General features: G+C 33.4%; 22 protein-coding genes. 7 read left to right on the top strand and 15 right to left on the bottom strand.

Annotation, left to right across the window (positions count from 1 at the left end):
- Positions 1-5: 5 nt before the first annotated feature.
- The 10 genes from rplV to rpsL all read right to left on the bottom strand — a co-directional run bounded on the left by rplV (position 6) and on the right by rpsL (position 6,744).
- On the bottom strand, positions 6-413 hold the full coding sequence (rplV, locus tag AAC024_RS05450; protein WP_339894200.1) for a 50S ribosomal protein L22: 408 nt from the start codon (positions 411-413) through the stop codon (positions 6-8).
- Between the two features lie 6 nt (positions 414-419).
- Complete coding sequence (rpsS, locus tag AAC024_RS05445; protein WP_044399704.1) at positions 420-698, bottom strand: 30S ribosomal protein S19; 279 nt, start codon at positions 696-698, stop codon at positions 420-422.
- A 3-nt stretch (positions 699-701) separates the two neighbouring features.
- Complete coding sequence (rplB, locus tag AAC024_RS05440; protein ID WP_339894199.1) at positions 702-1,529, bottom strand: 50S ribosomal protein L2; 828 nt, start codon at positions 1,527-1,529, stop codon at positions 702-704.
- Between the two features lie 10 nt (positions 1,530-1,539).
- Entirely contained in the window at positions 1,540-1,830 is a 291-nt protein-coding gene (gene rplW, locus AAC024_RS05435) for a 50S ribosomal protein L23 (protein WP_339894198.1), read from the bottom strand.
- Between the two features lie 5 nt (positions 1,831-1,835).
- Entirely contained in the window at positions 1,836-2,465 is a 630-nt protein-coding gene (gene rplD, locus AAC024_RS05430; protein ID WP_339894197.1) for a 50S ribosomal protein L4, read from the bottom strand.
- Positions 2,465-3,082, bottom strand: a complete 618-nt coding sequence (gene rplC / locus AAC024_RS05425; protein ID WP_339894196.1) for a 50S ribosomal protein L3 — start codon at positions 3,080-3,082, stop codon at positions 2,465-2,467. The genes rplD and rplC overlap by 1 nt, the downstream gene beginning before the upstream one ends.
- 273 nt (positions 3,083-3,355) lie before the next feature.
- Entirely contained in the window at positions 3,356-3,661 is a 306-nt protein-coding gene (gene rpsJ, locus AAC024_RS05420; protein WP_010181931.1) for a 30S ribosomal protein S10, read from the bottom strand.
- Between the two features lie 11 nt (positions 3,662-3,672).
- Positions 3,673-5,799: an elongation factor G gene (fusA, locus tag AAC024_RS05415; protein WP_339894195.1), complete on the bottom strand. Its 2,127-nt coding sequence runs from the start codon at positions 5,797-5,799 to the stop codon at positions 3,673-3,675.
- A 6-nt stretch (positions 5,800-5,805) separates the two neighbouring features.
- Complete coding sequence (gene rpsG, locus AAC024_RS05410) at positions 5,806-6,282, bottom strand: 30S ribosomal protein S7 (protein WP_339894194.1); 477 nt, start codon at positions 6,280-6,282, stop codon at positions 5,806-5,808.
- Positions 6,283-6,369: 87 nt separating this feature from the next.
- On the bottom strand, positions 6,370-6,744 hold the full coding sequence (rpsL, locus tag AAC024_RS05405) for a 30S ribosomal protein S12 (RefSeq protein ID WP_019386263.1): 375 nt from the start codon (positions 6,742-6,744) through the stop codon (positions 6,370-6,372).
- 284 nt (positions 6,745-7,028) lie between these two features.
- Here rpsL and AAC024_RS05400 point away from each other — a divergent pair, with 284 nt between their 5' ends.
- From AAC024_RS05400 to rlmB, 6 genes are all read left to right on the top strand, one after another.
- Positions 7,029-8,723: a POTRA domain-containing protein gene (locus AAC024_RS05400; protein ID WP_339894193.1), complete on the top strand. Its 1,695-nt coding sequence runs from the start codon at positions 7,029-7,031 to the stop codon at positions 8,721-8,723.
- A gap of 118 nt (positions 8,724-8,841) precedes the next feature.
- Entirely contained in the window at positions 8,842-11,964 is a 3,123-nt protein-coding gene (locus AAC024_RS05395; RefSeq protein WP_339894192.1) for a TonB-dependent receptor, read from the top strand.
- A 19-nt stretch (positions 11,965-11,983) separates the two neighbouring features.
- Positions 11,984-13,432 (top strand): RagB/SusD family nutrient uptake outer membrane protein, encoded by a 1,449-nt coding sequence (locus tag AAC024_RS05390; RefSeq protein WP_339894191.1) that lies wholly within the window; start codon positions 11,984-11,986, stop codon positions 13,430-13,432.
- A 120-nt stretch (positions 13,433-13,552) separates the two neighbouring features.
- Positions 13,553-15,472 carry a S8 family serine peptidase gene (locus AAC024_RS05385; RefSeq protein ID WP_339894190.1) on the top strand — a complete coding sequence of 640 codons (1,920 nt, stop codon included), beginning with the start codon at positions 13,553-13,555 and terminating at the stop codon, positions 15,470-15,472.
- A 130-nt stretch (positions 15,473-15,602) separates the two neighbouring features.
- A complete protein-coding gene (locus tag AAC024_RS05380; RefSeq protein WP_339894189.1) occupies positions 15,603-16,331 on the top strand; it encodes a hypothetical protein in 729 nt (242 codons plus the stop codon).
- Positions 16,332-16,390: 59 nt separating this feature from the next.
- Positions 16,391-17,125: a 23S rRNA (guanosine(2251)-2'-O)-methyltransferase RlmB gene (rlmB, locus tag AAC024_RS05375; protein WP_339894188.1), complete on the top strand. Its 735-nt coding sequence runs from the start codon at positions 16,391-16,393 to the stop codon at positions 17,123-17,125.
- 143 nt (positions 17,126-17,268) lie between these two features.
- Here rlmB and AAC024_RS05370 read toward each other — a convergent pair whose 3' ends face one another.
- Together AAC024_RS05370 and AAC024_RS05365 are read right to left on the bottom strand one after the other, a co-directional pair.
- A complete protein-coding gene (locus AAC024_RS05370; protein WP_339894187.1) occupies positions 17,269-19,920 on the bottom strand; it encodes a DEAD/DEAH box helicase in 2,652 nt (883 codons plus the stop codon).
- 266 nt (positions 19,921-20,186) lie between these two features.
- Positions 20,187-20,933, bottom strand: a complete 747-nt coding sequence (locus AAC024_RS05365) for a rhomboid family intramembrane serine protease (RefSeq protein WP_339894186.1) — start codon at positions 20,931-20,933, stop codon at positions 20,187-20,189.
- Positions 20,934-21,128: 195 nt separating this feature from the next.
- On the opposite strand from AAC024_RS05365, the gene AAC024_RS05360 reads away from it, so the two are divergent.
- Positions 21,129-22,412, top strand: coding sequence for a replication-associated recombination protein A (locus tag AAC024_RS05360; RefSeq protein ID WP_339894185.1), 1,284 nt, complete (start codon positions 21,129-21,131; stop codon positions 22,410-22,412).
- Positions 22,413-22,633: 221 nt separating this feature from the next.
- Here the strand turns inward: AAC024_RS05360 and AAC024_RS05355 are convergent, their stop codons facing one another.
- The 3 genes from AAC024_RS05355 to AAC024_RS05345 all read right to left on the bottom strand — a co-directional run bounded on the left by AAC024_RS05355 (position 22,634) and on the right by AAC024_RS05345 (position 25,573).
- Positions 22,634-23,509 (bottom strand): hypothetical protein, encoded by an 876-nt coding sequence (locus AAC024_RS05355; RefSeq protein ID WP_339894184.1) that lies wholly within the window; start codon positions 23,507-23,509, stop codon positions 22,634-22,636.
- An 83-nt stretch (positions 23,510-23,592) separates the two neighbouring features.
- Positions 23,593-24,282 carry a YjjG family noncanonical pyrimidine nucleotidase gene (locus tag AAC024_RS05350; protein ID WP_339894183.1) on the bottom strand — a complete coding sequence of 230 codons (690 nt, stop codon included), beginning with the start codon at positions 24,280-24,282 and terminating at the stop codon, positions 23,593-23,595.
- Positions 24,272-25,573 (bottom strand): polysaccharide deacetylase family protein, encoded by a 1,302-nt coding sequence (locus AAC024_RS05345; RefSeq protein ID WP_339894182.1) that lies wholly within the window; start codon positions 25,571-25,573, stop codon positions 24,272-24,274. Before AAC024_RS05345 ends, AAC024_RS05350 begins: the two co-directional genes overlap by 11 nt.
- Positions 25,574-25,602 lie beyond the last annotated feature (29 nt).

The raw sequence follows: 25,602 nt of genomic DNA, 5'->3' as shown, positions 1-25,602 counted from the left end.
CTCTATTAAGCTTGTGTGTTATTGTTAGCTCCAACCACTATTGTTACATGGTTTGAACGTTTTCTAATTCTGTGTGCACGACCTTGCGGCGCTGGACGTAATCTCTTTAACATAGATCCGCTATCAACTGTAATCTCTTTTACCACCAATTCAGCCTCTTCAATATTAGCCTCTTCGTTTTTAGCTTGCCAGTTTGCAATTGCAGACAATAACAATGTTTCTAAACGACCAGATGCTTCCTTTTGGTTGAATTTTAAGATATTAAGTGCATGTTCTACTTTTTCGCCTCTTACTAAATCGGCTACTAAACGCATTTTTCTCGGTGATGTAGGACAGTTATTAAGTTTAGCAAAAGCAACATGCTTTTTAGCTTCCTTAATAGCGTCTGCCATTTGTTTTTTACGACTTCCCATAGCTTACTACTTTTTACCTTTATTTTTAGCACCTGCATGTCCACGGAATGAACGTGTTGGTGAAAATTCTCCTAATTTATGACCTACCATGTTTTCAGTAACATATACTGGAACAAATTGACGGCCATTGTGTACAGCTATAGTTTGTCCAACAAAATCTGGAGTAATCATAGAGGCTCTAGACCACGTTTTGATTACTGTCTTTTTGTTAGCTTCAACATTAACAGCTACTTTTTTTTCTAATTTATAATGAACGTAAGGTCCTTTTTTTAATGATCTTGCCATGTCTTATTTCTTTCTACGTTCTACAATATATTTATTACTTGCTTTAGTCTTAGAACGCGTTCTGAAACCTTTAGCTGGTATACCGTTTCTAGAACGAGGATGTCCACCTGAAGATTTACCTTCACCTCCACCCATTGGGTGATCAACTGGATTCATCACTACTGGTCTAGTACGTGGTCTTCTTCCTAACCATCTGGTTCTACCTGCTTTACCACCAACTAATAATTGATGATCTGAGTTAGATACAACACCTATAGTAGCCATACAGTTAGCAAGAATTAATCTTGTTTCACCTGAAGGTAACTTGATAGTAGCAAACTTACCATCTCTTGCCATTAACTGAGCAAAAGCACCAGCGCTACGAGCCATAACAGCTCCTTGTCCTGGACGTAACTCTACACAAGAAATAATAGTTCCTAATGGAATTTCACTTAATGGCATTGCATTTCCAATTTCTGGAGCTATACCTTCTTTACCAGATACTACATTTTGCCCAACCTGAAGTCCATTTTGAGCAATAATGTATCTCTTTTCGCCATCTTGATAATTCAATAATGCGATAAAAGCGGTTCTGTTTGGATCGTATTGAATTGAAGCAACTTCACCAGGAATTCCTGCCTTGTCTCTTTTAAAATCGATAATACGATACTTTTTCTTATGACCTCCACCTATATAGCGCATGGTCATTTTTCCTTCACTGTTTCTACCACCAGACCTTTTGTTCGGAACGAGTAAACTCTTTTCCGGCTTATCAGTAGTAATGGCATCATAGCCGTTTACTACTCTAAATCGCTGTCCTGGTGTGATTGGTTTTAATTTTCTTACTGACATTAGTCTTTAATTACATGTTACTGTATAAATCAATCATTTCACCTTCCGCCAGTTGTACAATTGCCTTTTTAACAGCATTTGTTTTACCATGTTGAATACCAGTTTTTGTAAACTTAGTACTACGATCTGGACGGACATTTATAGTACGAACTTTTTCAACAGAAACACCATAAGCAGCTTCCACCGCTTTTTTGATTTCTACCTTGTTCGCCTTTTTATTCACTGCGAAAGTATAGCAGTTTCTTAACTCGCTATCTGCTGTCGCTTTTTCTGTGATTATAGGTTTAATTAAGATATTCATTGTTTCTATTTACTTAAATTTGTTTCAATTCCTGCTAACGCTCCTTCTAACAACACTACTTGATTTGCATTTAAAATCTTGTAAGTGCTTATCTCTGAATATGTTATAACTTCTGAGCTTTTTAAATTGCGCGATGACAAATATACGTTATTATTTGAGCCACCCAACACAAAGAGTGTTTTTTTGTTTTCAAGCTCTAAAGCCTTTAAAACCGCTGTAAAATTCTTAGTCTTTACAGAGTCAAAATTAAAGTCTTCTAAAACTGTAATTGACTGCTCTCCTGCTTTGATACTTAAGGCCGATTTACGTGCTAAACGCTTTAAGTTTTTATTAAGTTTAAAACTGTAATTTCTAGGTCTTGGACCGAACATACGACCACCACCTTTAAATATACCAGACTTAATACTACCTGCTCTTGCTGTACCAGTTCCTTTTTGCTTTTTAATCTTACGTGTACTTCCAGATATCTCAGCGCGTTCTTTCGACTTGTGAGTTCCTTGACGTTGGTTTGCTAAATATTGTTTAACATCCAAATATACTGCATGATTATTAGGGGCAATAGCGAACACATCTTTAGAAAGGTCTGCCTTTCTACCTGTGTCTTTTCCGTTTACATCTAAAACTGCTATTTTCATTATTTTCTAATAATTACATAAGCGTTTTTGTGACCAGGAACACATCCTTTAACCACAAGTAGATTCTTTTCAGCAACTACTTTTAAAACTCTTAAATTTTGAACTTTAACTGTGTCTCCACCCATTCTTCCTGCCATTTTCATGCCTTTGAAAACTCTTGCAGGGTAAGATGCAGCTCCAATAGAACCTGGCGCTCTTAAACGGTTATGCTGACCGTGAGTAGCTTGACCTACACCACCGAAACCATGACGTTTTACAACACCTTGAAATCCTTTACCTTTAGATGTTCCTGCTACATCAACAAATTCACCTTCGGTGAAATGATCAACAGTGATTGCATCTCCTAATTTGTACTCCTCATCAAAACCTTGAAATTCTACGATTTTGCGTTTTACAGAAGTTCCTGCTTTTTTAGCATGACCTAAGTCTGCTTTAGTAGCACTTTTTTCTGTCGCGTCATCGAAACCTAATTGAACAGCTTTATAACCGTCAACTTCTTCAGTTCTGACTTGGGTAACGATACATGGTCCAACTTCGATAACTGTACAAGGAATGTTCTTCCCGTTGTCATCAAAGATGCTGGTCATACCGATTTTTTTTCCAATTAACCCAGACATATTAATTTTTGATTTACGATTGTTGATTTATGATTTCAGAACTATTCTGATTAAACCTTCAATCCATTGTTATTAATTTACTTATTTAAAAAATTTCAGGGTCGAAATACCTTCAACCCTGAATGTATTTTTACCGTTTTTCCTTAACCATCGTTAAGGACATTTTTTATACTGAACTTGTTTCAGTATCTTTTCATGAGATCCCGAACCGAGTTCGGGGTGTATTCAACTAATTATTTTCAATTCGCAATAGCTCTTGAAAATAAAGTTTCATTACACCTTAATCTCCACTTCAACACCACTTGGTAATTCAAGTTTCATTAACGCATCAATTGTTTTTGATGACGAAGAGTAGATATCAAGTAAACGCTTATAAGAGCTTAATTGAAATTGTTCTCTTGATTTCTTGTTTACGTGTGGAGAACGTAATACAGTGAAAATTTTCTTGTGAGTTGGTAATGGAATTGGTCCAGTTACAACGGCTCCCGTACTTTTTACTGTTTTTACAATCTTTTCAGCAGACTTATCTACTAAGTTATGATCGTAAGACTTTAATTTTATTCTGATTTTTTGACTCATGTTCTTAACTTTTAAGATTGTTCTCCTTTAGCTGCTTTAATAACCTCTTCAGATATACTTGAAGGTGTTTCAGCATAATGTGAAAATTCCATTGTTGATGTTGCACGACCTGATGATAATGTTCTTAATGTGGTTACATATCCAAACATTTCAGATAATGGCACAGTAGCTTTTACAGTTTTTGCACCTGCTCTGTCACCCATATCACTCATTTGTCCACGACGACGATTTAAATCTCCAACGATATCACCCATATTTTCTTCAGGTGTAATAACCTCAAGTTTCATTATAGGTTCCATGATGACTGCTTTTGCAGCTTTAGCACAATTTTTAAATCCTAACTTAGCAGCTAATTCGAACGATAACTGATCAGAATCCACATCATGGTAAGATCCATCTCTCAATGTTACTTTCATAGAATCGATTTCATATCCTGCTAAAGGTCCATTAACCATAGCCATTTTAAATCCTTTTTCAATTGAAGGGATAAATTCCTTAGGAACGTTACCACCTTTAATTACAGATTCAAATTGAAGACCTACTACACCTTCATCTGCTGGCTCAACCGTAAATACGATATCGGCAAATTTACCACGACCACCAGATTGTTTTTTATAAACTTCTCTATGATCTGCAGCTTGTGTAATAGCTTCTTTATATTCAACTTGTGGTTGACCTTGGTTCACTTCAACTTTAAACTCACGACGTAAACGATCCACAATAACATCTAAGTGAAGCTCACCCATTCCAGAAATAATAGTCTGTCCTGAAGCTTCATCTGAACGCACTGTAAACGTAGGATCTTCTTCAGCTAATTTAGCTAAACCCATTCCCAATTTATCTACATCTGCTTTCGTTTTAGGCTCCACCGCAATACCAATTACTGGATCAGGGAAGTCCATAGATTCTAAAACAATAGGATGTTTTTCGTCTGAAAGTGTATCTCCTGTTTTGATAGATTTAAATCCAACAGCAGCTCCAATATCTCCAGCTTCTATATAATCAATTGCATTTTGCTTGTTAGCATGCATTTGATAAATACGAGAAATACGCTCTTTTTTACCTGAACGGTTATTCAACACATAAGAACCTGCATCTAAACGACCAGAATAGGCGCGGAAAAATGCTAAACGACCAACAAAAGGATCAGTAGCAATTTTAAATGCTAAAGCAGCAAAAGGCTCCTTTACATCTGGTTTACGTAGCTCCTTTTTCTCTGTATCTGGATTAACACCTACAATACCTTCTTTATCCATTGGAGAAGGTAAATAACGACATACAGCATCTAATAAGAATTGTACCCCTTTATTTTTAAATGCAGAACCACAAATCATTGGAATGATAGCCATATCCATTACAGCAGCTCTAAGCGCAGCGTGCACTTCATCTTCTGTAATAGAATCTTCATCTTCCATGAATTTCTCTAGTAAGTCTTCATCATAGCTCGCTACTTCTTCAATTAGCTTAGCACGTAAAATTTTCGCTTCTTCTTTAAGCTCTTCAGGAATATCAACAACATCAAATGTCGCTCCCATTCCTTCTTCATGCCAAACAATAGCTCTATTTTTTACTAAATCGACAATACCTTTGAAGTTTTCTTCATCACCAATATTCAAAACGATAGGGACTGCATTAGAACCTAACATTTCTTTAACTTGGCTACAAACCATCATAAAATCAGAACCTTGACGATCCATTTTATTTACGAAACCAATTCTTGGCACTTTATAATTATCTGCTAGTCTCCAGTTAGTTTCAGATTGTGGCTCAACACCATCAACTGCACTAAATAAGAATACTAAACCATCAAGTACACGTAAAGAACGGTTTACTTCAACCGTAAAATCAACGTGACCTGGTGTGTCAATAATGTTAAAATGATAATCTTTAGTATCTGGTAAAACTTGTGCGTTTTCTTTTGGAAATTGCCACTCACAGGTTGTAGCAGCAGAAGTAATTGTAATACCTCTTTCTTGCTCTTGCTCCATCCAATCCATTGTAGCAGCACCATCATGTACTTCTCCAATTTTATGAGAAACTCCTGTGTAATAAAGAATACGCTCTGTAGTCGTGGTTTTTCCTGCATCAATGTGTGCAGCAATACCTATATTTCTAGTTAATCTTAAATCTCTTGCCATTTCCTATTAAAATCTAAAGTGAGAGAATGCTTTATTTGCTTCTGCCATTTTATGAGTATCAACTCTTTTCTTAACAGCCGCTCCTTCTTCTTTAGCTGCTGCTAAAATTTCTGAAGCTAAACGCAACGCCATAGATTTTTCATTTCTTTTACGAGAATAGCTTATTAGCCATTTCATTGCCGTAGAAACTTTACGGTCTGGACGAATTTGCATTGGAATTTGGAATGTTGCTCCACCAACACGTCGACTACGTACTTCTACGTGAGGCATCACATTTGATAAACCATCTTTCCAGATTTCTAATGCTGTTTTTTCTTCGTCAGTTTTTTTTGAGTCTACAATGTCAATGGCATCATAGAATACTTTAAAAGCGACAGACTTTTTCCCATCCCACATCATCATGTTAACGAAACGAGTTACTAACTGGTCGTTAAAACGTGGATCCGGTAAAAGCGGTCTCTTTTTTGCTGCTCTTTTTCTCATGTCTTCTTTTTGAGTTTTTTAGTTTTTAGTCTTTAGCCGTTAGAATTTAAACTTCCAACTTCGAGCTTCCAACTTCTAACTTTAATTTTACTTCTTAGGGCGTTTAGCACCATACTTAGATCTACGTTGCGTTCTACCTGAAACACCTGCTGTGTCTAAAGCACCACGTACAATGTGATATCTAACTCCTGGTAAATCTTTTACCCTTCCACCTCTAACCAATACTATCGAGTGCTCTTGCAGATTGTGTCCTTCACCACCGATGTATGCATTAACCTCGTTACCGTTTGTTAAACGAACCCTTGCTACCTTACGCATTGCTGAGTTAGGTTTTTTAGGAGTCGTTGTGTAAACACGAGTACACACACCACGTCTTTGCGGACAAGAATCTAAAGCAGCCGATTTACTCTTCTTGGTTATTTTGGCTCTTCCTTTTCTTACTAATTGCGAAATTGTTGGCATATATAATATATATAAATTTTATTATCCTCTTTTTAAGAGGGCTGCAAAGGTAGAAATTAAAATGAATAATTCAAACCCTAATTGGTTAATTTTTAAGAGTTTTTAAAAATAATAACATTAGCTATATTATTACCCTAGATTTTCCGTTAGATTTACAATGAAATAAAGTCGGTAGTATGCAGTTAACAGCATGCAGTAGGACACAACATAAACTTTTGGTCCCGATAGTTATCGGGATGAGATTTAACCTTTGGAATTTAATTTACAAAACCGTATTCTTAAACGTGCAAAAAACTTCTTTTTTTATCCTTATTATATGTATCCTTTTTTCTATGGAAGGTGTTTGTCAAAATTTAACATTAAAAATTGACGGCAAAAATGAAGTAGAAACTCGTATGATAGATTCTTTGGGGTATTTAAAAATTCATAGTGATTTCAAGTCCATCCAATCTGAAGTAGACACTATACAAAAGACCCTTTTCAAAATAGGCTATATTGAAAATGAGATAACACCTTTGAAGAAAACAAACGACACTGCCTTCTATTCTCAAATTCATTTAAAAAACAAATTCAACACCATATATATATACTACAATAAAAACAATATTGACTCATCTGTTTTAAACTTAGTATCAAAAGACGTATTTGATGATTATTTTATTCTGAAATTTTCTGAAGTTGAGCATACGCTAAATTTTATTAATGCTGAAATTTCAAAAAAAGGGTTTCCATTTTCCAAATTACAATTATCTGATATCAAGATTAAAGATTCTTTAAGTTTGAAAGCTCAATTAAGTATTGACGCCTTTGAAAGAAAAAGAATCATCAATGATATCGTTATTAAAGGCTATGAAAAATTTCCTGAATCCTATCTAAAACACTTTCTAAAAATAAAATCTAATCAAGTTTTCGACTTAAACACCATTAAAGATAAAACCGAACAATTAAATAATTTGAATTTCGCAAATGAGATTAAATCGCCAGAGGTATTATTTTCGAAAGATTCAACAACCTTATATCTATATCTTGAAAAATCTAAAAGCAATGCTTTTGATGGTTTTTTAGGATTTGGAACCAATGAAGAAACCAATAGATTAGAATTTGACGGTTACTTAAATTTGAATCTTATTAATAATTTAAATTTTGGAGAGTCATTTAGATTGTTATATAAGAGTGATGAAAACGAACAAAAAACCTTTGAAGCCGACGTTTCGTTGCCTTATTTATTTAAAACACCAATTGGCGCAGACTTACTATTAAGGATTTTTAAAAGAGACTCTTCATTCACAACAATTAATCAGTCTGCTCGATTACATTATCAATTAAATTCCAAAAACAAAATGTATGTTGGTATTGTTTCAACAGAGTCAAACAATCTTCTTACCGAAAACCTAAGCTCAATTATATCAGATTACAAAACCCAACATTACACTATAGCATATCAATTTTTAAAACCACAACCTAACAATATCCTTTTTCCAATAAAATCAAAATTTTATTTAGAAGCAGGATTCGGAGAAAGAAAAACGTCCTCAAATTCTGAAAATCAATCACAATATACCATTGACGCATTAAAAATTTTCGCATTAAACAAAAAAAACAGTTTTTTTATAAGAGTCAATGGCTCTAATTTGATTACTGATACCTATTTTGAAAATGAACTCCTAAGATTTGGAGGCATTAATTCTATTAGAGGGTTTGAAGAAAACAGTCTCTATGCTTCGCTTTACAGTGTAATAAATACAGAATATAGATATCAACTAAGCAATTCAATCTATGTACATAGTATTATTGATGCTGCATATTTTGAAAATAAAATATCCAACTCTAAGGAAAAACTGTTTGGATACGGCTTTGGGTTTGGAATACTTACAAAAGCGGGGCTATTGAAATTTAATTACGCTAATGGAAAAAATGAGAATACCCAATTTAAACTCTCCAATTCTAAAATACACATCAGTTTGACAGCAAATTTCTAGTTTCAAATTGTCATTTTCTTAAAAATTTGCCCTTTTTATCAAATTTTAACCATTATTTATTGTTTTATTAACTTTTTATTATGATTTTTACCCCAGACTAATTCAAATAATTATAAAAATGAAAACAAAGTTTAGTGGAATTCTAACGCTATTACTAGCGTTTGTCGTGCAACTTACGTTTGCACAGGAAAAGACAATTTCAGGTACGGTGACGGATGGTTCTGGCCTCCCCCTTCCTGGAACAACTGTCTTAATTAAAGGTACTTCATCTGGAACTTCTTCAGATTTCGATGGTAAATATTCAATTAAAGCTAACCAAGGTGCTACTCTTGTTTTTAGTTTTGTTGGTTACACCACTAGCGAAGTTACGGTTGGAGCACCCAATACAATTAATGTTACTCTACAGGAAGATGCAGAATCTTTACAGGAAGTTGTTATATCTGTAGCATATGGTAATAAAAAGAGAAAAGACATTATAGGAGCTATTAGTGTTGTAACAGCCGCAGATATCGGTGACCAAAAAATAACTACAGTAACTGAAGCATTACAAGGTACCTCAGGGGTGTCATTAGTAAATACTTCAGGCCAACCTGGAGCAAGTCCTACAATTCGGATTAGGGGTGTTGGTTCTTTAAATGGTGATTCTGACCCGTTAATTATTTTAGACGGCGCTCAGTATACTGGTAATTTAAATGCTATAAACTTTGACGATGTTGCTGCATACTCAGTATTAAAAGATGCTGATGCTGTTTCTTTATATGGAAACAGGGGTGCAAACGGAGTTATTATCATTAAAACTAAAAAAGGAGGAGATACAGCCGGTAAAAGTGTGGTAAATGTAAGTACCAGCTATGGTTTTTCTGATAAAGCTACCGATGATTATTCCTATTTAAGCGCACAAGGCATTATGGAAAACGCTTGGTTGTCTTTAAGTAATGATTTTGTTGATTCAGGAAGTACACAAGCAGATGCAAACCAACAAGCTAGTAGTCAATTAGTAGGCTTATTAAATGCAAATCCATTTAGTATTGCAGAGCCTATAGGTACTGACGGTAAATTAAAAGGAAATGCAAATTTACTTTACCAAACGGACTATTTAGATGCTTTAACACAACAGGCTACTAGACAAGATGTATCTCTATCTGTTAGAGGTGGAACAGAAAATACAAGTTACTATGCATCTGGATCATTCTTAGAGTCTACTGGATATTCATTAGCATCTAAATTTAAAAGAGCTTCAGGTAGACTTAATATTTCAACTGATGTTAATGATTGGTTAACATTTGGCGGAACTGCTTTTACATCATTCAGTTCCTCGAACGTACCAATTCAATCTGGTAATAGATTTTCAAACAACATACAATATGTGCGTTCGGTATCTAGTATTTATCCAATTTATCAGAGAAATCCTAATGGTAGTTTTATACTTGATAGTGGTGGTAATAAACAATATGATTTTGCTTTAGATAGAGGATTCTTTGGTCAATATAACCCAGTAGCCGAAACTGTAGGTAGTCCTAACTTATTTGAAAGAAATACTGTAAATGTATCTCCAAATGTAGAAGTACGTTTTAATGATAACATTAAATTTAATTCTCAATTTAATTTTTCATTTTACTTATTTGAAGGAAATGTTTTTAGTTTTCCTTTTGTAGGTGCATCTGCTCAATCAGTTATTGATGATACCTCTAGTCAGAAAGAGAGAAGTACAACAAAATCTTTAAATGTAACAAATACTGTTACTTATAAGCAAACTTTCAATGAAAAACATAATCTAACCGTATTGGCAGGTCAAGAAATGTTTAATAACGACTACAATTTCGTAAGGACTGCAAGAAATGGTTTTGTTTTTCCAGAATTAACGGAATTAGATAATGGTAATACGGCTACCGAGGCACGTTCATTTACAAATTCAAATAGATTATTCAGTTTATTTGGTAGATTAGATTACAATTTTAATGACACTTATTATGTAGGAGGTAGTATTCGTAGAGATGGATCTTCTAGATTTATTGGTGACAACAAATATGGTATATTTTGGTCTGCAGCTGCAGCATGGAGTATCCATGATCAATTTTTTCAAGATAGTGATATCGTAAAAACTTTAAAAATAAGAGGTAGTTATGGTGTTGTTGGTAACGAAAATATTGGACAATTGTTCCCATATCTTTCAGAATTTGGCACTGGTTTTAACATATTAGGTGATGGTGGTGTTTTCCCTACAAGTGAAGGAAACCCAAATTTGAAATGGGAAACACACAGAAAATTGAATGTTGGTTTAGATTTTGGTTTCTTAAATAATAACATAAATGGTAGTTTTGAATATTATGACAATAGAGTAGAAGATTTAATATATCTACTTATTCCTCAACCTTCTACTGGTAGTGGTGGTGACTCAGACAGTGCATTAGCTCCTTTTGTTAATATTGCTGAACTGTCTAACAAAGGTTTAGAGCTTACTTTAAATTCAACAAATATTTCTTCCAAAGACTTTAGATGGACAACATCTTTAGTTTTATTTAAAAATGAAAATAAGATTGAACGTATTCCAGAGCCAGAATTAACGGGTTCATTTAGATGGGAAGAAGGTAGGGACCGATACGAATTTTATATGAGAGAATGGGCTGGTGTAGATCCTGCTTCAGGTGCTCCGTTATGGTATAAAGAAGTAACAGACCCAGTAACAGAAGTAGTTACTAGAGAAGTAACTGATGACTATGATGATGCTACTCGTGTTTATACAGGGAAATCTGCACTTCCAGATTTTGAAGGAAGTTTTACAAATAGATTTAAGTATAAAAATTTCGATTTAGCATTAAACTTTGTCTTTAAAGTTGGTGGCTATATTTACAACACAGATTACGCGTCGCTAATGAAAGCAAGAAATCCTGGTGAGCAGTTAAGTACTGATGTAAGTGCGACCTGGAGACAACCTGGTGATATTACTGATGTACCAAGACAAACGTTCCTTACTAACGATTTTAATTCTAGATCAACAAGGTGGTTACAAGAAGGTGATTATCTTCGTTTAAGAAACATTTCTTTAGGATATAGCTTAGACGATGCTTTAATGGAGAAATTTAGTTTGAAAGCAGCAAGAGTCTATCTATCTGCTGATAATTATTTTACTTGGACAAAAGAAAGCAAAATAGATGATCCTGAACAAGCATTTAATGGAATTACTAGTAATAGTTCTACAGTTATGAAAACAATATCTTTAGGTATTGATATCTCCTTTTAATCTTTAAACAATACTTATTATGAAAACAAAAATTTTAAATAAATATAAATATATACTTTTTGCTATACTAGCTACAGGACTTATATCCTGTAATAGCGATGAGTTTTTAGACGAACCCGTACCAACCGATTCGGTTACATCTCTAGCCGTATATGGCTCTAAAGCAGGTATTGAATCTGCAATGACTGGCACATATAATGTATTAAGAGATTACTTTGCTGCCCATGACACCGCTGGTTCAAAGGCCTATTATTTAGGTGCAGATGTAATGGGTACAGATGTTACTTGCCCAGATTTTAATTGGTATATTTTTGAAACAAGATGGGATGTGGTTGATTCTGCAAACGGACGTAGAGTTAATTGGGCATGGGAAATGTTTTATTCTGTAGCCAATGCTTGTAGAAGTCATATTGCTGGAATTAGTGCCTCTGGCGCTATAACTCAAGCTGAAAAAGACGAATATGTTGCAGAGTTACTTGCCTTGGAAGCGCACTGTTACTTTAACTTAGCAAGATACTATTCTGGATCTTATGCAGGTGGAGGTGGCTCACAGCCAGGAATACCTTTATATACTCAACCACAATCAATTGATAATGGTGGAGCTCCTAGAGGAACTTTACAAGACGTATACACGCGTATTACAACACAATTAGAGGATGCTATACCAAATATACCTGTAACACAAGCTTCAAAGTATCGTTTTAGCAGAGGTACTGCTCAAGGTGTTCTGGCTAGAATATATTTAGAAATGGGTGATTGGGTGAATGCTGAATTTCACGCAAAAAATGCAAAAGTAGGATATCCACTAATGGATGCTGGAACGTATGCAGATGGATTTGCTAGTATTGATAATGATGAATGGATGTGGGCTCAGCCTTATAATGCTGAACAACAGCGTGGTTTTGCAAGATTCTTCTCCTTTATAGACCATAGTAGTAATGGGTATAACGATTTATATATTGGTGTAGAATTTCAAGCCTTATTCACAAGCGATACTGATATTAGAAAAAACTTAATTGTAGTTAATGACCCTGCCTCAGATGTTAAACGGTATATAACAGCTAAGTTTAGAGATAACGCAGATCAATCTGGAGATTTAATTATGATGAGATCTTCTGAGATGTGGATGATTGAAGCAGAAGCTTTAGCTGAACAAAACAAATTACCTGAAGCTAAAACTGCTTTATTAGCGGTATTATCAAAAAGAGATCCAAGTGCTACACTATCAACCGCAGCAACTAAGGAAGCTTTGGTAGATGAAATTCTTTTAGAACGAAGAAAAGAATTTTATGGAGAATTAGGACTTGGGTATTTCGATTTAAAGAGACGTAATAAAGGACTTGATAGAACTGGTCCATTCCAACAATGGCAATTAACGGTTCCTGCTGGTGATTCTAGATGGAGATTTTATTTACCTCAAGATGAGATAGACAAAAACCCAAATATCACAGAAGCTGATCAAAATTAATTTTCAGCCTATAAAAACAAAAGGGTTATCATATGATAGCCCTTTTGTTTTTAAATTATATTCACAAATAACGTTAAAACATAGACTATATGTATTAAAATTTTAATTCAACTTTTTGCTATGAAACTATTTTTTACTTTTTTATTATTTCTTTGTTATACAACTATTTACAGTCAAACAAGAGAAGAAAGGGATAATATTATAAACCAATATGACCTGATTAAGCTAAATGAAATCAAGCTAAAATTGACACTTGATAACAAGGCAAACAATAAAGCTATAGAAGATTACATAAACCAACATGGTTTAAAAAAAACAAAACGGAAAGCCAATGGTGAACTGATGAAAATTAGATACATTATTGATGGTAAACCTGTTTATATATCAACTGATAATGTAGAATCGGCAAAATCTACAAAAACCAATACGCTCCATAATGGCGGTAGTCTTGGGTTAAATTTAGAAGGTCAGAACATGAACATAGGAGCCTGGGATTCTGAAGGTGTTTTGATAACTCATCAGGAATTTTTAAATTCTGATAATACGGCATCAAGAGCTACAAAAGGGGAATTATTTTTTGCTAATATAAGTGATCATGCTACTCATGTTGCGGGTACATTAGTAGCCAAGGGTACTAATCCAGCTGCTAAAGGCATGGCTCCCCAAGCCACCTTAACATTATACAATTGGGATGATGACTCTTCTGAAGTAGTTACTGAAATTACTACGAATGCGTTGTTACTCTCTAATCATTCCTATGGCGTACCTGCATTTAATGATGAAGGAGAACTAAACGTTTCAACATGGATGATGGGTTCCTATAATTCTGATGCTGTTACTTGGGATGAAATAGCCTATAACGCGCCTTATTATTTAAAGGTAACTTCAGCTGGTAATTCAGGAGAAGACACGTATTCAGGTGGATTAAAAGATGGTTATGACAAATTAACGGCCGACAAAAATGCAAAGAACTCTTTAGTGATTGCCAATGCTAATCCCATTTTTGGTTTTCTTAGTATAAATTCTAGTAGTAGCCAAGGCCCATCAGATGATGGAAGAATTAAACCGGATATCTCTGGAGATGGTACTAATGTGCTTTCTTCAATAAGCACTTCAGACACTGCGTATGCTAATCCTACTTTCTGGTCAGGAACTTCTATGGCTTCACCTAATGTTGCAGGGAGTTTATTACTATTGCAACAATATTATAATGAGTTAAATTCAAGTTATATGACAGCTGCGACACTAAAAGGCTTAGTCTGTCATACGGCGCAGGATGATATATCAAGTATTGGCCCAGACCCAAAATTTGGTTGGGGATTACTAGACGCTAAAGCAAGTGCAGAAACCATTTTGGATGCTTTTAATAGTAATGCTTTTATTTTTGAAACTAGTTTAGCAGATGGAAATACCTATTCAAAATCTTTTACTGTGTCTAACACAAATACGTTAAGTGCTACAATTTGTTGGACTGACCCTGCTGGACCCAATCAATCTGGAATTTTAAATAGTGCCACGCCTGTATTAGTAAATGATTTAGATTTAAGGGTAACAGCACCTGATGGAACAACCACCTTTTTTCCATGGAAATTACAATTAAGCGATGTTTCTGCCGCAGCTATTACTGGAGATAATATTGTAGATAACATAGAGAATATAGATATAAACACTCCAGTTGCCGGTACTTATACACTAAGCGTAACCCATAAAGGAACACTTGTGAATGCAAATCAAGATTTTTCATTAATTGTAACGGGTTCTAATTTAACATTAGGCGTTTCTGATAAATTGGTTTCTAGCGTTACGGTTTGGCCAAATCCTGTTGCTAATAAATTAAACTTAAGTTTTGAATCCTCGGGAAGTAAAACTAAAATTACTCTATACGATTTACATGGAAGGGAAGTTTATACGAAAAATTTAGAAACTAGCACATCAAAAATTAACCATTCAATTGATACAAAAGTGTTTTATTCTGGTATATATATATTAAATATTCAAAATGGAAATGCTTTCTATCATAGAAAAATTATAATAAACTAGTATTTTTGTGACTATTAACTTATGTTTTAGTTAAAAAAACACATAAACCTATTAAGCCACTTATAATATTTGTAAAATAAATATTATATTTGGATACGACTAATTCAATAAATAATTAAAAATTTACATTATGAAAAAAATTAACTTAATATTACTTTTATTCCTTTCTATGTCATTATTTGTTTTCAACAGCTGTGATGATGATGAATCGGAATTTGTTTATGTGACTTTTGCTGAACCTGAGTATTCCAAAGGTGTTGATGTTGGAGGTACTGAAAGTTTTAATATAACTGTTTATACAGGAGCAAATGTTGGATCTGACACATCCTTTAATATTGCTATAGACCCAAGTTCGGATGCTGCAGCGGGTTCTTATGAAATTCCAACGTCTGTGACTGTCCCAAGTGGTTCAAATGAAGGCACATTTACAGTTAACTTATCTGATGTAAATTTAGGCATTGGAATTAATAACCTTGTGCTCAATTTTGATGCCTTAAGGAATTATTTTGATGGAGGTTCTACAACAATTTCATATGTTCAAAATTGTACAGAAGTTACAGCTACTTTAGACTTTAATTTTGATTTTTATTCTGAAGAAACAACATGGGAAGTCAGAGATGCTCTTGATGGGGTAGTAGCTTCAAAAGGAGGCTATGTTAATGGTCAATGGACAGCTTCGGAAACTATAACGCTTTGCTCTGGTAGAGATTATACTTTGATTGTATATGATGCATTTAGTGACGGTATGAACGATGGTACTAATCTTGGTGACTACACACTAACTATTAATGGTGTTGTTAAAGTAATTGGTGGCGGAAATTTTGGTGCCAGTGAATCAAATTCTTTCGATACCAACTAAAATAATAAATTATTAAAAATAAAAATAGATTGCCAATTCAGGCAATCTATTTTTTTATTATGGAAAACCAAACACAAATATTCGGTATAAGAGCCATCATAGAAGCTATTAATGCTAATGAAACAATAGACAAAGTTTTTTTACAAAAAGGACTTAAAGGTGAACTTTTTACTGAATTGGAAACTGTTTTAAGAAAAAACGCTATTAATTCGTCTTATGTTCCTATTGAAAAACTGAACCGCCTAACAAAAGGCAATCATCAAGGAGCCGTTGCGCAAATTTCGCCAATCGCATTTCATGACATGGAAACTCTTGTCATGAATGTTATAGAGTCAGGAAAAACACCTTTGTTTTTATTACTCGATCAATTGAGTGATGTTAGAAATTTTGGTGCCATAATTAGAACTGCCGAATGTACTGGTGTTGATGGTATTATTATACAAAAAAAAGGTGGTGCACCTGTTAATGGTGACACCATAAAAACAAGTGCTGGAGCAGTTTTTAAAATTCCAATTTGTAAAGTAGACCATATTAAAGATGCTGTGTTTTATATGCAAGCATCAGACATAAAAGTAATAGCTGCTACCGAAAAAACAAATGATCTATTGTATGATGTTTCTTTTACAGAACCTTGTGCCATAATTATGGGGTCTGAAGGCAGAGGTATAAACCCATCCATTTTAAAAGTTGTGGATGCTAAAGCTAAATTGCCTTTATTGGGAGATATAGAATCTTTAAACGTTTCTGTAGCTTGTGGTGCGTTTTTATATGAAGTGGTGAGACAAAGACGTTAGATTTTTGATTGATGATTTACGATTTACGATTTTTAAAATTTGCACTTTATTACACAGAGTTATTGCGAGGTTTCACAGAGATTCACAGAGGGTATGATTTACGAATTAAGAATTTCGAGACACGATCTCAAAAAGGGTATAAGTTAAAAATCCATTTTAAATGAAATAGAAACTTCACCTGTTTCTTTATTGACTTTAACTTTTGGTTTTCCATCAGTACTTAAATCATTTCCCGTACTCATTTTAAAAATGCCCGTTAAAAATTCCATACCCTTGGTCATAACGGCTTCCATTTGCTCAAAATTCGGGGCTTCTTTTTGATGAGCTTGCTCTGTTACAGGTGTTTCTTCTTCTATTGTGTTTTCTGTTAGTGTAACTGCGTTCGGCTCTGTTTCAATTTCGGAAACAATGTCTTGTAGGCTTTCATCTTCTTGTAGGTTTTCATCTTCTAAACCTTCAACATTAAAATCATCTTCCATACTAGTTTCAAAATCATCATCTTTAATAATTTCTTCAAGTTGTTTTATAAATTGCGATTTTCCTTTTTCAGAAAAATCGACTTCATCAGTAGAACTACCTGAATTTAAAACGCCTTCAAAAAGGTTTTGTTTTAATAACAAGCCTGCTGCAATTTTCATCTCTATAGAATTATAACTAAGTAGATTAAAGACATACAGTTTTTGATTTTGTTGTCCAATTCTATCAATTCTTCCTATACGCTGATTTTTTTTGGCAGGATTCCAAGGTAATTCAAAATTTATAACAGTATCTGCAACTTGCAAATTTAATCCTGTACCTCCAGATTCACTTGATAGAAAAATACGACAATCAGGGTTCTCTTCAAACTCTTTTATTAATGCGCCACGTTTTTTTACAGGTACTTTACCTGTAAGCATCGTATAGGTGATATCTTCTTTTTTAAGCATATTACCAATAAGACCAAGCATAGTTACCCATTCTGAAAAAATAATAATCTTTCTATTGCTGTTTTTAATATCTAGCTTCTCTATTAAAATATCTTTTAATTCAATTAGCTTTGGAGCATGATGCGTTTCTTTATCAATTAAATAACTGGAGTCGCACACCATACGCATATTAGTTAGCAAGTGCATAAGTTTTTGCCAATCGTAAGTAGTTTTAAATTTTTTAGCCAAAATAGCAGCAATTCCTCTAGCAAAACTAGCATGTAAATTGGCTTGTTCATCCGAAAGGCCTACAAATATGTCTTTTTGAATGACGTTAGGTAATTGTTCGAAAACCTCTTGTTTTTCCCTTCTAATAAGTATAGAACCTAGACGGCTTTTTAAGCTTTGAAGATTGTAATAGCCTCTAATTTTATTTTTATGTTTAGAATCAAAAATACAATGCTGATATGAAAACTCCCATTGTGGTGCTAAAAATTTCTGATCTAAGAACTGGACTATAGAGTATAAATCTAATAGTTTATTCTCTAAAGGTGTTCCAGTAATTACTAAAGCATGTTTTTTTTCTATAGCCTTTACCGCATTAGCTGTTTTTGTTTCGTAATTTTTAATTTTTTGGGCCTCATCTAATATAACAAAATCATATTCTGATTTATTAATAAATGGCAAATCTCGTAATATGGTTTCGTAATTTACAATATGAAAAAAACTTGTATCATTTAGATATATTTTATTTCTATCATCTGGAATCCCCTCCACTACAATAGCATTTTCATTACTAAATTTTAAAACCTCATGTTTCCATTGATGCTTTACAGATGCTGGACAAACCACCAATGTTTTTTTGAAATTAAAAATATCTTTTTTAAGAATGGCTGTTGTTATAGCTTGTAATGTTTTACCAAGACCCATTTCATCTGCCACAATAACACCCTTTTTAAATACAGCGAATTCTACACCTTCTTTTTGATAAGGGTATAAATTTGCATTTATGGATGAAAAATCTAATGTGTTTGATTTTTTTATGTGTTCTAGCTCTTTATTTTCAAAATACAATTCTACTTTTTCAAAAACTTCTTCGCGTATTTTTATGCGCTCTAAATCCCTTGACTTATATAAAAAGGAAGCAAAATTGGCTATTTGGGTGTCTTCAATTGATTTTTTATTTCCAAAATAGCTTTTTAAAATATTCGCCTCTTCCTTTTCTAATTTTTCAGGGAAAAACCAAGAAATTTTATAATCGTTTAATGGATCAGTATAAATTTCTATAAAAGGATAGGTCTTTTTTAATCGCTTAGCTTTTGTTTTATTTTCTTTTAAATAATTAAATAAATATATAATATGTTTGGTAGTGCCAAGTTTATTGGTTTTCAAATCTATATTATTTATATAACCTGTTTCATTTTTAAAATCACGAAGTGTTATTTTAAAAGTTTTCCCTTTTTCGTTTATTAGGGTATGTTCTCCATATAAATTATTTGCAAGACTTATTTTATAATTTGCCTTTTGGGCTCTGTCTTTACGTTCTTCCAAAACTCTTTTTTGCATGCCTTCTCGTAAATACCTTACCCCTTCGGTTAGCGTTTCGTCATTTATGCTGTTTTCAATAACGTATAACGCAACAAGGCTAGGTACATTCCATTCAGAAAAACTTCCATCTATTTTAGCATACAGGTTGCCTTCTTCTAAAATAAGAGCAACTTCAAAAAGTTCTTTGTTATTATCAACATGAACTGTAATTTTTTCTTTTCCTTGAGATAAAATAACATGGGTGCTTTGCTCAAATATGTGCTTTGCATTTTCTATCTCAGAAGAAGACACCATTTTATTATCTTCTATAAACGTTATGGTTTTCTTTACTAGCTCAATCATTGTAGTACTTTGTTAATTTATTTAGAATTACAAACTTAAGCAAACAAGCTTCTTTCCTTAAATATTTTAAGAAAAAAAATTTAGTAAATGACAAAAATTTAAAATGAAACTACAAACCGTACATATCTCATATTACGTCTTCTTCGTTACGTAGAATCTCATAGGTTTTTAAAACCTGTGAGAGATCTTTGTTATTCTGAAAATTGCAAGTAGTTTATTTCTCAATAATAAATTTTTGTCATGTACTAAACAAAAAAACTTGTTAATTACTTGATATTATTTTGTTCTTTATAGCTATAATTTATAATGTTTTGCGAAGATTTATCTTCTTCTTCATTTTCATTTTCATTAAGGCTTTCAATAAAATTTCCATCTTCATCAAAATGTTTTAGAAAAGGATCTTCTTCTTCATTAAAGTTTTCTTGTTCCCAAACATACTTTTTAGGTTTTGCAATTTCTTTTCTAAAAATTAATGCAAACAACAAACCGGTTATTAAACCTGCCATGTGCCCTTCCCAAGAAATTCCTTTTTCTATTGGTAAGGTATACCATATCATACTTCCATAAAGGAATATTACCAGAAGTGATAAGGCTATAAGTCTATAATGTTTTGCGAAAACACCTTTAAAGAATGTAAAGCTTACTAAAACATAAATGAGACCGCTAATCCCAATATGATAGGATGGCCTCCCGATAAACCAAGTAAGAAAACCAGATAATAAAATACCGAAGAGAATCACTTTCCAAGCGATGTGCCTGTAGAAGTAAAACAAGGCCGTAGACAAGACAAATAACGGCACCGTATTATGATAAATGTGTTTGATATCGCCATGAATAAACGGACTTAACACAACACCTCTTAGCCCTTTTAAAGTTTGCGGATAAATACCATACTTACTAAAGTTATAACCAAAGCGCACCTCGAACCAAAATACCAACCAAATAATTAGCACAAAAAATACGGGATACGCCACTACACCAGTTGAGAATTTAAAATGTTCTTTGTTTTTCATTGAGATAAAGTTAGCAAATAGTTTTCCAACTTTTCATTTTGTGCTAAATTGGCAGTTATCAGTATTCAGTCGCAGTATCCAGTAGCAGTAGCAGTAACCAAGTACTTTTTAAATTAGTACCTTTAGATTAATTTTATTAAACATTCGTCCTAATAAGATTCCCTTTTGCAAAGGAATTGTTTTAATTTTACAGTTATGAACGCGAATGCCCCATTAGCAGAACGGTTACGACCAAAAACCTTAAAAGACTACGTGAGTCAAGCGCACTTGGTAGGCAAAGGTGGTGCATTAACGCAGCACATAAAGCAAGGCTTAATCCCTTCCATGATTTTTTGGGGACCTCCAGGAACAGGAAAAACCACCTTAGCAAATATTATTGCAACTGAATCTGGGAGACCATTTTATACTTTAAGTGCCATAAATTCTGGCGTTAAAGACATTAGAGAGGTTATTGATAAGGCGAAACAAAGTGGCGGATTGTTTACTACTAAAAACCCTATTTTATTTATTGATGAGATACATAGGTTTAGTAAATCTCAGCAAGATTCGTTGTTGCAAGCTGTTGAAAAGGGCTGGATAACACTTATTGGTGCTACTACAGAAAACCCGAGTTTCGAGGTTATTTCGGCACTTTTATCGCGTTGCCAAGTTTATATTTTGAATGCTTTTGATAAAACCGATTTAGAAACCCTTTTAAAGCGGGCTATTGAAACGGATGAGTTTATATCTAAAAAAACCATAACACTAAAGGAAACCAATACCCTTTTAAAGCTATCTGGGGGTGATGCTAGAAAACTGCTTAATATTTTTGAGCTTTTAGTTAATTCGTATAGTACCGATGAAATTGAAATTAATGACGAAGCGGTGTTACAAAAAATTCAGAACAACACCGTTCGCTACGATAAAACTGGTGAACAGCATTTTGATATTATTTCGGCGTTTATAAAATCTATTAGAGGTAGCGACCCAAATGGCGCGGTATATTGGTTAGCACGTATGATTGAAGGTGGCGAAGATGTGAAATTTATTGCACGCCGTTTACTTATTTCTGCAAGCGAAGATATTGGGAACGCCAACCCCACGGCTTTGGTAATTGCCAATAACACCTTTCAAGCAGTTTCAACCATTGGTTTTCCGGAATCTAGAATTATTTTAAGTCAGTGTGCCACATATTTGGCTTGCTCGCCCAAGAGTAATGCCGCTTACATGGCTATTGGTAAGGCGCAACAATTGGTTAAGCAAACTGGCGATTTAAGTGTGCCTCTAGAAATTAGAAACGCACCTACCAAACTTATGAAAGAATTGGGTTATGGCGACAACTACAAGTACGCACATAATTACGAGAATAATTTTGCGCCCCAGGAATTTCTGCCAGACGAGATAAAAAACACGACTCTATACGAACCTGGGAATAACGCCCGCGAAAACGCACATCGGGAATTTTTAAAACTACGCTGGAAAGATAAATACGATTATTAATTTTATTTGGGCGTTACCTTTTACTCATACCTACAAGGTTTTCAAAACCTCGCAGGATCGCAAAAGGTCGGGCTTTTCGCTACAATCTTTTTAAAACGTCATAGCGAGCAGTAAGCGAGGTGGCTATCTGTTAATATTTAGTTCAGAACGGTGTATAGTTCAATTCTTTTAAAAAGGATTTTCACTACAATCCCTAACGCAAATCACGTTATAAATAAAACTTAGAACTTAACATTTAAAGCCTCTTGTTTCAAAGTAGCGCCAGAATAATATTCAATAACCCAATCATCACCTTTTTTGTAAACAATAGCACTACTACCATCTACTAAAAAAACGTCTTTTAAATTAGTATGTTTTATTCTGTAAATCACTTTTGGCGAACTATCAACCAACTGAAAACCGTTTTCAATTTCTTGAGCATACAATACATTTGAGGCACCTTCTATTACAGTAGTTTCCTTAACTGGTTTATTTTTAACTGGTTTTGGTTGTGGTACAACTACTTTTGGAGTTTCAACTGCGGGTTTTTTAACCACTGCCACCTCAGCCTCTTTTTCCTTTTTTAGGTTCTGTATTTCTTGTCTTAACTCCGCTAGTTCTTCGGAAACTTCATTCTTAACTTGGGGCAGCGATGTGGTACTAATCGAGGTTATATTTTCATTTGGCTTATACTTGTAATTTATAGCTTCTATATGTTTAAAAGCATCACGCAATGCAAGGTTGTATGCTGCTTTATATTCCTTTTCTCTACTCTCTCCTAACGGAGACGTATATACAACTTTACCATTACAATCCTTAAGTTCTATTTTTAGTTTGGTCTTAAACATCCCGGAATCCTTAGTAACATCCGATTCTAAAGCTAAACATCTATTCAAAACTAAATCGTTAGGATAATCTGAACCTTCCATTATCGCTACAAACCCCTGCTTGTTAAATAAAAATTTTGCGAGGGAATTCAATTGGTATTGGTCTTTCTCTTTCAAAAAATCAAACTTGTCGGGCACAATAACATACTTATAATTATTTATGTTTGCTTGAGCAAATACAGATGTTGCAATAAAACAGCTGAGTATTATGGTAAAAAACTTAGTCTTCATGTTGTTTAATTTATTATTCAATTCTATTTGTAAAGATACAATATGAGCATTTAAAAAATATCATTACTGTTTTAGTATAAAACTTATAGGTACTTCTTCAATTGTATTAAATTATCAATTTGCCTAATGTTATTACCTACGGTCTTATTGTTAACATCAAAAAACACAACATCCATACCAATATTTTTTGCTCCTAAAATATCTGCTTCATAACTATCCCCTATCATGACACTTTTACCTGCATTTGTATTGGCAAGTTTTAAAGCAAAATTAAAGATTACCGGGTTTGGTTTTTTTACCCCTGCAATTTCAGAATTGGTAATGGTTTTAAAATAATGATCAATTTTAGAATGGCTCATTTTTTTATACTGCACTTCATCAAACCCGTTGGTTATAATATGTAAGTTATAATTTTGGCTTAAGTAATCTAAAATTTCAAAGGTGTTTTCAAATAAGTAGTTAAATGTGGCTAAGTGTGTTAAATAATCATGAGATAACTTATACACTAAATCATCATTAGCTTCAAATTCAATGGCTTTAAAAGTCTCGTTTAATCTTGCAAAGCGTAAAGCATTTTTCTCAATTTTCTCTTCTCTGTAAAGTCTCCAATATTTTAAATTAATGGGGACATAATGGCTTAGAAAATCATCTGTACTTATTTCAACATTATTAAGTTCAAAAATCTTTTTAAAAGCTAACGCAGAGTTTTTATCAAAATCCCAAAGCGTATGGTCTAAATCGAAGAATACATCTGTAATACCTTTAAGCTTCATCTGGAGAATCTAATATTAAATTAAACAATTCTTTAAAACCTTTCCATCTGTGATCTTCACCAAAAGTGTAGTTGTGAAATACTGGAACAAACTCACCATTAACTTGCTTAATCTCATGGATTATTTCATTTATAACTTTCTTTTTATCAAGTAAGGATTTGTGTTTTAAAAGCGCATAATCCATTAACTGATATGGGATAATTTTAAGTGGCGTTTGTACTTCGTAATCTAAATCGTAAAACAAAAAAGGTGAGCAAGTACCTGCTCTAAAACCAATATGACTTACATAACCCATGGTATAATCTTCTTGTATTTCTAAAGCAATTAGATTTCTGTACGATTCTGGCAAATTCAGTTTTGAAAAAGATTGTCTCGACGCTTTTGTATTGGTATTCAAGATATCATCCATTCTTACTTTTTCTTTCTTTAACAGGACTTCATCTTCAATGGCGAAATAAGATATTTTTAATCCTACTTTACTATAGTCACCAATATGTTTAATAAGTGAAACAAACTGTTTTTTATTTGGATTAATCCCTTTATCATAAGTAGAATATCCACCTATTAGAAAAAAGAAAAGAAATTTAAAACGGGTGTTTTTTTGTCTATTGATTAAATATTTAAAAGTATCAAATGGGTCGTGTCTCAATCCAAGAAGCACAGTAAATCTAGTGTACAATCTTTTAAGTCTAAACCTTGAAACATCTTTAATAGCTCCACCAAATGTTCGCATAATACCTTTTAGCTTGTAATTATAAGCACTAGGCACATCTATAATGGGTTTTATTTGGTATGTTCTTTTTGGAAAATCAAATACCGGAAACTGCTTTTGTAAAGCATCTTTAAATTTATATGCCCAAATATCTACAACAGGTTGATGCAAAAACCCTTTTTTATAAGCTAAGCTTTCAGTCGCTGTAAAACGGCCATATTCATCTTTTACATGTGGCAAATATTCCTCATATCTTGACAATAAATAAAAAGAAGCTGAAAAAATATCAAAAGGCATCGCACTCTTCTCTCCAAGGTAAAAAAAGCACTTGGTAATACCCCAATCATGCATATTAATGTCGATATCACTTAAACCTTGTTCAAATAGAATCTCATGACTTTTAATAAAAAACTCATTACCTAATTGTTGTTTTGTATATGACATTTTTAAACTGTCATGAGCAATAAACGCTTCAATTTTGGTTGTAAAACTCACTTCTACACCTAAAACTCTAGTGCAAACATGTTTAAAAACATATTTTAACCGAGGTGATATTTTATGGGTATATACTAGAAGCATAATTTCAGTTTGCAGTATTCAGTGTTCAG

Origin of the sequence: uncultured Algibacter sp. (genome assembly GCF_963976535.1) — a bacterium.
GTDB lineage: Bacteria > Bacteroidota > Bacteroidia > Flavobacteriales > Flavobacteriaceae > Algibacter_B.
This window is presented reverse-complemented; position numbering and strand designations above follow the sequence as displayed.

Bases quoted from the DNA above. Each gene is read 5' to 3' on its own strand.
- rplV (WP_339894200.1), bottom strand. From the start codon at position 413: ATGGGAAGTCGTAAAAAACAAATGGCAGACGCTATTAAGGAAGCTAAA.
- rpsS (WP_044399704.1), bottom strand. From the start codon at position 698: ATGGCAAGATCATTAAAAAAAGGACCTTACGTTCATTATAAATTAGAA.
- rplB (WP_339894199.1), bottom strand. From the start codon at position 1,529: ATGTCAGTAAGAAAATTAAAACCAATCACACCAGGACAGCGATTTAGA.
- rplW (WP_339894198.1), bottom strand. From the start codon at position 1,830: ATGAATATCTTAATTAAACCTATAATCACAGAAAAAGCGACAGCAGAT.
- rplD (WP_339894197.1), bottom strand. From the start codon at position 2,465: ATGAAAATAGCAGTTTTAGATGTAAACGGAAAAGACACAGGTAGAAAG.
- rplC (WP_339894196.1), bottom strand. From the start codon at position 3,082: ATGTCTGGGTTAATTGGAAAAAAAATCGGTATGACCAGCATCTTTGAT.
- rpsJ (WP_010181931.1), bottom strand. From the start codon at position 3,661: ATGAGTCAAAAAATCAGAATAAAATTAAAGTCTTACGATCATAACTTA.
- fusA (WP_339894195.1), bottom strand. From the start codon at position 5,799: ATGGCAAGAGATTTAAGATTAACTAGAAATATAGGTATTGCTGCACAC.
- rpsG (WP_339894194.1), bottom strand. From the start codon at position 6,282: ATGAGAAAAAGAGCAGCAAAAAAGAGACCGCTTTTACCGGATCCACGT.
- rpsL (WP_019386263.1), bottom strand. From the start codon at position 6,744: ATGCCAACAATTTCGCAATTAGTAAGAAAAGGAAGAGCCAAAATAACC.
- AAC024_RS05395 (WP_339894192.1), top strand. From the start codon at position 8,842: ATGAAAACAAAGTTTAGTGGAATTCTAACGCTATTACTAGCGTTTGTC.
- AAC024_RS05390 (WP_339894191.1), top strand. From the start codon at position 11,984: ATGAAAACAAAAATTTTAAATAAATATAAATATATACTTTTTGCTATA.
- AAC024_RS05385 (WP_339894190.1), top strand. From the start codon at position 13,553: ATGAAACTATTTTTTACTTTTTTATTATTTCTTTGTTATACAACTATT.
- AAC024_RS05380 (WP_339894189.1), top strand. From the start codon at position 15,603: ATGAAAAAAATTAACTTAATATTACTTTTATTCCTTTCTATGTCATTA.
- rlmB (WP_339894188.1), top strand. From the start codon at position 16,391: ATGGAAAACCAAACACAAATATTCGGTATAAGAGCCATCATAGAAGCT.
- AAC024_RS05370 (WP_339894187.1), bottom strand. From the start codon at position 19,920: ATGATTGAGCTAGTAAAGAAAACCATAACGTTTATAGAAGATAATAAA.
- AAC024_RS05365 (WP_339894186.1), bottom strand. From the start codon at position 20,933: ATGAAAAACAAAGAACATTTTAAATTCTCAACTGGTGTAGTGGCGTAT.
- AAC024_RS05360 (WP_339894185.1), top strand. From the start codon at position 21,129: ATGAACGCGAATGCCCCATTAGCAGAACGGTTACGACCAAAAACCTTA.
- AAC024_RS05355 (WP_339894184.1), bottom strand. From the start codon at position 23,509: ATGAAGACTAAGTTTTTTACCATAATACTCAGCTGTTTTATTGCAACA.
- AAC024_RS05350 (WP_339894183.1), bottom strand. From the start codon at position 24,282: ATGAAGCTTAAAGGTATTACAGATGTATTCTTCGATTTAGACCATACG.
- AAC024_RS05345 (WP_339894182.1), bottom strand. From the start codon at position 25,573: ATGCTTCTAGTATATACCCATAAAATATCACCTCGGTTAAAATATGTT.